7 protein-coding genes are annotated in these 6,489 nt (G+C 66.6%); 2 read left to right on the forward strand and 5 right to left on the reverse strand.

Annotation, left to right across the window (positions count from 1 at the left end; genetic code table 11):
- Nucleotides 1–351 precede the first annotated feature (351 nt).
- The 3 genes from AB0M65_RS39695 to AB0M65_RS39705 all read right to left on the reverse strand — a co-directional run bounded on the left by AB0M65_RS39695 (nucleotide 352) and on the right by AB0M65_RS39705 (nucleotide 3,114).
- Nucleotides 352–699 (reverse strand): RNA polymerase-binding protein RbpA, encoded by a 348-nt coding sequence (locus AB0M65_RS39695; RefSeq protein WP_005151365.1) that lies wholly within the window; start codon nucleotides 697–699, stop codon nucleotides 352–354.
- A 225-nt stretch (nucleotides 700–924) separates the two neighbouring features.
- Nucleotides 925–1,683, reverse strand: a complete 759-nt coding sequence (locus tag AB0M65_RS39700; protein WP_364040416.1) for a thymidine kinase — start codon at nucleotides 1,681–1,683, stop codon at nucleotides 925–927.
- 30 nt (nucleotides 1,684–1,713) lie between these two features.
- Complete coding sequence (locus AB0M65_RS39705) at nucleotides 1,714–3,114, reverse strand: MFS transporter (protein ID WP_364040419.1); 1,401 nt, start codon at nucleotides 3,112–3,114, stop codon at nucleotides 1,714–1,716.
- A gap of 270 nt (nucleotides 3,115–3,384) precedes the next feature.
- On the opposite strand from AB0M65_RS39705, the gene AB0M65_RS39710 reads away from it, so the two are divergent.
- Entirely contained in the window at nucleotides 3,385–4,053 is a 669-nt protein-coding gene (locus AB0M65_RS39710; protein ID WP_364040421.1) for a transglycosylase family protein, read from the forward strand.
- 53 nt (nucleotides 4,054–4,106) lie between these two features.
- On the opposite strand, the gene AB0M65_RS39715 is transcribed toward AB0M65_RS39710, so the two are convergent.
- The gene (locus tag AB0M65_RS39715; RefSeq protein ID WP_364040424.1) at nucleotides 4,107–4,886 is read right to left on the reverse strand and encodes a glycerophosphodiester phosphodiesterase; all 780 of its coding nucleotides are present in this window, start codon (nucleotides 4,884–4,886) and stop codon (nucleotides 4,107–4,109) included.
- A 66-nt stretch (nucleotides 4,887–4,952) separates the two neighbouring features.
- Between AB0M65_RS39715 and AB0M65_RS39720 the strand changes: the two genes are divergently transcribed.
- Nucleotides 4,953–5,336, forward strand: coding sequence for a hypothetical protein (locus AB0M65_RS39720; protein WP_364040427.1), 384 nt, complete (start codon nucleotides 4,953–4,955; stop codon nucleotides 5,334–5,336).
- Nucleotide 5,337: 1 nt separating this feature from the next.
- On the opposite strand, the gene AB0M65_RS39725 is transcribed toward AB0M65_RS39720, so the two are convergent.
- On the reverse strand, nucleotides 5,338–6,318 hold the full coding sequence (locus AB0M65_RS39725; RefSeq protein ID WP_364040430.1) for a tyrosine-type recombinase/integrase: 981 nt from the start codon (nucleotides 6,316–6,318) through the stop codon (nucleotides 5,338–5,340).
- Nucleotides 6,319–6,489 lie beyond the last annotated feature (171 nt).

Here is a 6,489-nt window from a genome sequence, read left to right on the forward strand (position 1 = left end):
CCTTGCGCCTAGGTACAGGAAGGGGGCCTTCCTGTACCTAGGCAAGGTGTGAAGGTCGAGTTTCCTCGGCTGAGCCGAGGGAAGGGGGCCTTCACGCGCGACGGACGCGATCATGCGCACCTCACAAGGCGCCATCATGGCCAAGGCCGCACTGCCCGAACTCGGCGTCATCCCGCATGCGAGTGTCCGGCTCCCGCTACTGGAGTCGTCGCCGGCGGACCTGCGACGGCTGACCGAGGCGCTGGCGCCCCTCGTCTGCCGACCTGACCCCGGACATGACAAAGCCCCCGCGAAGGGAGGTCGCGGGGGCTTCGCCGTGTTCGTGGTGGGGCTAGCTACTTATGCCGTGCGTCAGGCGGACCGGGTGGTCCGGCGTCCTTTCAGCTCGGCGAGACGTTCGTTGAGCAGATCTTCGAGCTCCGGAATCGAGCGGCGCTCCAGGAGCATGTCCCAGTGCGTCCTCGGGGGCTTGACCTTTTTCTGCTCCGGCTGTCCGCCGTCCACGATCTCGGACTCGCTGCCGTGCAGCCTGCACTCCCACACCGAGGGGATCTCGGCGTCGTCGGAGAAGGGCACCTCGAACTCGTGGTTCTTGGGGCAGGCGTAGCGCACGGTGCGCCGAGGCGCGAGGTCGTGGTTGCGGTCGGTCTCGTAGCTGACCGCTCCCAGCCGGCTTCCACGGAGAACACGGTCGGCCATGATGGGGTCCTTTCAGTCAGCTCCGGGTGGAGCCAGGGTGATGCTCACCCTATGCAACGACGGGCAGGGCCAGAGGATTCCCTGGACACCATGTCCTTGCTCACGATGAGCTGTGTCACCCGGTGGCAACAGCTTCCACTAGTAGGAGGGATCTCGCGCTCCGGTGTGACGTCAATACGGCCATCTTGGTGCGGATATCCCCCAGATGGGCTAGTAGTACGCCCGTCATGTCAATCGTAACTGACCGTGTTGGGCCGAGGTTGGCCCCAGGTCACCCAAGCGGAAGTGCCGACGGCACAATACCTGATAACGGACCGTGTTCAAGTCGCCCTCGGAACGTGATGTCGATGAAGATTCAACGACAGACTGCCCGGTATCCGCCACCACAACGGTGTCCCCGGCCCGCAACACCTCGCCATCGGACACCCTCGCGTTGAACCGTCCCGTCTGCCCGCACCAGCACAACACCTCGACCTGAACCGGCTGCAACTCGTCGGCCAGCTCGAACAACCGCGCCGCACCCGGGAACAACACGCTCCGGAAATCCGTCGCGATACCGAAGCAGTACACGTCGATCTGGACGTCATCGGCCAGTTCAGCCAGCTGATCCACCTGATCAGGCGACAAGAACTGCGCCTCGTCGACGATCAGGTAGTCCACATGACGCCCCGCCGCCCACTGCTCACGCACCAGCAACCGCAGATCGGTCTCGTTCCCCACCTCGGTCGCCTTGCGCGTCAACCCGATCCGGCTGGTGATCTGCGGCTCACCGGACCGGTCATGCCGCACCAGCACCATCCCGCGACGACCCTGCCGCGCGTGGTTGTGGTCAATCTGCAACGCCAGCGTCGACTTCCCGCAGTCCATCGGCCCATAACAGAACTTCAGCTTCCCGACGACCGGCACACCCCGCCGTGAACCCGCCACCGGCACCGACGACAACGCGTCCGTGGGATCCGGGCCACTTTCCTTCAGTACGGTCACGACGCCCGACCCTATCGGCACCCTCCCGGCTCACAGCACCGCCGGTGGTCGGTTGCCCGCCGCCTCGATCGCCCGCCGCACCGGCACCAGCCACACGAACACGAAACCGAGCACGAAGAAGATCACCAACGCGATGATCGCGTACCGGAACGAACCGGTGATCTGCCCGACCGCGGCGAACAGCAGCGGACCGAGCCACGACGTCCCTCGCTCACCGACGACGTACAACGAGAAGTACTGCGCGTCCTTCCCCTCAGGGATCATCTGCCCGAACAACGACCGCGACAACGCGTTCGTTCCCCCGAGCACCAGCCCGATCCCGACCGCCACCGCGTAGAACTGCAACGGCTGACCCGCCTGGATGAAGAACGCGAAGCACAACACCACCACCCAGGCCACCAGACTGCCCAAGATCGTCTTCTTCGCCCCGATCCTCGCGGCGATCGCCCCATGGATCATCGCCCCCGCGTACGCCAGGAACTGGATCACCAGGATCGTGACGATCAACACCTGCGTGCTGTACTTCAGCTCGTCCTTGCCGTACTGCGCCGACACCGCCACCACGGTCGTGATCCCGTCGGTGAAGATCAGATAGCTCCCGAGGAACGCCAGCGTCAGCGGATAGGCCCTCGCCTCGGCGATCGTCCGCTTCAGCTCCTTGAACCCGGCCGTCAGCACCGACAGCCCGCGCTCGGCCGACTTGGGCACATGGATCTGGGGGAGTGCCCGCACCGCCGGGAACGTGAACACCGCCCACCAGATCCCCGACGTCAGGAAGCAGATCTGGACGGCCAGCCCTTCACTCACCCCGAAGGCGTCGTGCCCCATGAAGAACCCCAGCTGCAACGCCAGCGCCAGGCCGCCACCGAGATACCCGAACGCCCACCCCTTCGACGACACCGCGTCCCGCTCGTCGGGCTCCGTGATGTCCACCAGGAACGAGTAGTAGACGACCAGCGCACCGCCGTAACCGATGTTGGCGAGAATGAACGTCCAGACCCCCACCTCCCAGTTCGTCCCCGAGACGAAGAACATCAGCGCCGACGCCACCGCGCCGAGGAACGCGAACCCGCCGAGGATCCGACGCTTGTGCCTGCTGCGGTCCGCGATCGCGCCGGCGATCGGCAACACCAGCACCTGCGTCACCGTCGCGATGGACAGCAGGTACCCCCACAGCGACCCCGCCGGGAAATGCAACCCGAACAACGACACGTCACAGCTCTGAAGCTTGTTCTCGATCCCACTCGAATCGGTGCACGCCCTGTCCCCGTTAAGGGTGAAATTCGCCTTGGCATCCGCGGACGCGACATCGCTCAAATAGAGCGCTCCGAAGACCGTGATGACCGACGAATAGAACGGCGAATTGGCCCAATCGTAGAGGTACCAAGCGCGCCACACCCGCTTGCGATCACGGGTCCCGGCCACCGTCATGCACTGCTCCTGAAGTCGAGAATGTCGAGGTCAGCGGGAGACTACTGGTGATCACACCGACCTGTCCGGCACGAGTCCGGACCGTGTTCGTTTCGACGCGGGACGAACCCTTCCCGGCCACCTTCCCGACCATCGTCGGCGTGTCGCTGCCACGAGCGACGTGTGTTTCATGTGAGGCTGATGTGCGGGCTGTGACTCTTGTGAAGCAAGTGTCCGGTATTTACTGTTCCGCTCATGAGGACCCAGCGCCTTCGCACAACACACCGCGTAGTGGCGAGAACGCTCCTGCTCGCCCTCGCCGTGACAGGCCTGCAGATCGCCACCACCGGATCCGCCGCCGCGGATCCCCACGGCTCCCACTGGGCCAAGCTCCGCATGTGTGAATCGAGCGGGCGCTACAACATCAACACCGGCAACGGCTACTACGGCGCCTACCAGTTCGACCTGCCCACCTGGCGCAGCGTCGGCGGCCAGGGGAGGCCTGACCAGGCCACCCCCCGCGAACAGGACTACCGGGCCCTCTACCTCTACCGCATGCGCGGCTGGCAACCCTGGGAATGCGCCGGCAAACTCGGCTTCCGCAACGACGGCGACGGCCGCAGCAAACGCGTCCCGTCCTACGCCGACTCGGCCTACATCGGCGGGGAAGGACAACCCGCCCCGCCACCCAAGCCGAAGCCCACCCCGCCTGCCCCGCCCGGCGGCCCCAAACCCGCCTGGCCCGGCGTCGTCTATGCCTACGGTGACTGCGCCCAGCCGCTCGTCGCGTTCCAGCTGAGGATGAACGCCTTTGGCTACGGCTTCACCGGCACCGGTTGCTACTACGACAAGACCCGCGAAGCCGTCCTCGCCCTCCAGCGAGCCAACGGCATCAACGACTCCGGCCGTCTCGGCCCCAAGACCTGGGACGCCGCCTGGACCGGCAAACCACCCCGGTAACCCGCCCAGCCCGATGCTGTGAACGGCATTCCGGGAACCAAAGAATGGGCCGGTCAGGCAGGCCAGGAACCCCGCTCCCGAAGGACCTCACGCAGCAGGTCCGGCCGATCCGTCACGATCCCGTGCACCCCCAGATCCAGCAGCAACCGCATCTCCGCCGGATCGTCCACCGTCCACGTGTGCACCTCGAACCCCGCCCGCGTCGCCTGCCGCAGGAACGCCCGGTCCACCACTTTCAACCGGCCCTGCCGCACCGGCACCTGCGCCATCGCCCCCCTCGACAACGCCCGCAACGACACCAACGGCACGAACCCGTTCGCCCACATCACCGCCACCGAACGCGGCCCCATCGCCGTCACCAGCTTCGGACCCGCCAGCTTCCGGATCCGTCCCAACCGCGCGTCGGAGAACGACGCCGCCGCGACCCGGTCATGCGCCCCGGTCCGCTCGATCGTCCGCACGAAGGGCTCGACAGCCTGGTTCGACTTCACGTCGACGTTGAACCGCGCCTCCGGCAACTCCTCGAGGACGTCCTCCAGCCGGGACAGCGGCGCCCGCCCACCGATCTTGACGTTCCGCAGCTGCGCCCACGTCTGCCGGGAGATCAAGCCCGCGCCGTCGGTCGTCCGGTCCAGCGACTCGTCGTGATGAACGACCACCACGCCATCCGACGTCGTATGCACGTCCGTCTCCAAGTACCGGTAACCCTCGGTCACCGCCTGCTGGAACGCCGGTAACGAGTTCTCCAACCCGTCCAGGTCACCGAGGTGCCAGCCCCGATGAGCGAAGGCACGCGGGAGCGGGTCGGCGAGATACGGAAAGAGTTTCGGCACCCCACTAGTGTGCACTTCGCTTGTGGCCCCGGCATGATCGTCCGGTAGCCAGCTAGGGTCTGACCCGTGAGGGAAGTCGCCGAGCAGCAGAAGACGTCCGCCGAAGAGCTGTCCGAGCTACGCCGCGCGGGGGCACCGAAACACTGCGGATGGTGCGGCCGGAGGCTCGAACAAGGCGGCAACGTCGGCAGGCGCCGCCGTTACTGTGGGCAATCCTGCCGCCAGCGCGCCTACGAACGACGCACCGCCCTCCAGCGCAGCGGCCTCCCCGAAGACGCCGTCGTCCTCTCCGACACCGAAATCGCCGCTCTCCAGGACCGGCTCTTCCAGCTCCGCTGCGCCGCCGAAGACGTCGTCACCGCGGCCGACGACGGCGCCTCGGCGGCCGAACTCCGCGGCCTCGCCGGTGAAATCGCCCAGGCCGCGAAGGACCTCGAACAGCTCCGCTGACCTACACGATCCCGTCGAGCGCCCGATACGTCCGGTTGCTCGCGGCCGCCGCCCGCTGCTCCCGCCCGGTCGCCTCGATGTAGTTCTGGCTGGTCGCCAGGCTCGCGTGCCCCAGCAGCGCCATGATCTCCGACGCCGTCGCACCGTCCTCGGCCAGCCGCGTCGCGAACGTATGCCGCAACGCGTGGAGGTTCGCCCCGACCGGCACGCGGTCGTGCAGCCCGGCCCACCGATAGCAGGACTTCACCAGGTACTCCAGCGCGCCGCGGCCGATCGGCTCGCCCGCCCTGTCCCGGAGGAGGGGAGTGGACGGCCCGAACCGCTGCTGGGAGAAGCGACGGCGACACGAGGCCAGGTACTCCTCGATGATCTTCTCCATGATCGGCTGCACCGGGATCGACCGGTCGCGACTGCCCTTGCCGTGGACGTGCAACCGCATCTCACCCTGACGACCGACCAGCGACCGCGTCGTCAGCGCCCGCATCTCCGCCGCACGCAGGCCTGCGACCAGTCCGAGAGCGATCACCAGGACGTCCCGCTCCGGCCACGGATCCCGCGTCCGGCGTGACCCGTCCGCCGCGGCGGCGAGCAACTGCTCCGGGGTTTCCTCGCCCCGCAACGGTTTCGGCGTCAGCGGCGGCGCCTTCGGCCGGGCGACCGCACCCATCGGATTGCCGGCCAGCAGCCCATCGGATACGCAGAACGTGAGGAACTGGTTCCAGGTCGACCACGCGCGCAGGACCGAACTCTTGGCGTGCGTGTCCGCGAAGGCGCCGAACGCGTTCCGAAGCGCTTGGGCCGTGAGCATCTCGACGGTGAGGGAGTCAGGGGAGTGGTCCAGTTCCTCAAGCAGGAGAGCGGTGATGCCGGCGAGGTCGCGGCGGTAGGCGTCGGTGGTGTGAGGAGAATCCTTACGGGGACGACGTGCGGAGAAAAAGGCTTGCTGTGCCTCGGAAACCCTCATGGGAACCTTGTACCGCATGGCACCGACAGTCTTACACTGGGTTATATTCCGTTTCATGCATAATAGTGATTATGCATGAAACGGAGTGATGGGTCCGGAACGCTCTCGTGGGGGATCTCGGTCCGCTCGCCGGCTCCCGGTGTGTCATGAGGGGTCCCCATGAGACGTTTTTTGTCCTATGGGGACCCC

It is taken from the genome of Amycolatopsis sp. NPDC051071 (assembly GCF_040682875.1).
GTDB lineage: Bacteria > Actinomycetota > Actinomycetes > Mycobacteriales > Pseudonocardiaceae > Amycolatopsis.